Here is a 459-nt window from a genome sequence, read left to right as displayed (position 1 = left end):
TGTATAGCCGCATTACCAAATAGAAAACGCGCCAGCATCATTGACGCTATTCACGGTCGCTCGAGGCAATCCAAGCACCAACGTACCGCCATATAAATCAAGCGCCTCAATGTCTGCAGATAAAGCCGATGCCGACTGGTCATCCTCAAATACACTCAAGAGCACAGGATCCTCATAGGTGGTATGGTCAATCACCTCAGCATGGCCCCTAATAGCTGAGTAGCCATTAAAATCAGCAACAACGCCAGGATTTGCAACCACTAAATAGCGATCTTCGACACGCATTACTGAACCAAATTTTGCTCCCTGTTTTGGTTGACGAGATTTAATGTAGTCAGACAAACCCAAAACCTCGTCATCATCCATATCGTAGCGATATACAGCACCATAATCTCCGTCAAGAGGCGTAAAGCCAGCGGGCCCAACATTCTCTTCAGCACCGACGTTAACCTGATCAGA

At 47.1% G+C, this 459-nt stretch carries 1 protein-coding gene; it reads right to left on the bottom strand.

Annotation, left to right across the window (positions count from 1 at the left end; all coding sequences use genetic code 11):
- Positions 1-12: 12 nt before the first annotated feature.
- Positions 13-459, bottom strand: a 447-nt coding sequence (locus A3751_RS22505) for a hypothetical protein (protein ID WP_197466110.1), incomplete at its 5' end; no start/stop codon positions are given.

The sequence above is a fragment of the Oleiphilus sp. HI0080 genome (assembly GCF_001635135.1).
This window is presented reverse-complemented; position numbering and strand designations above follow the sequence as displayed.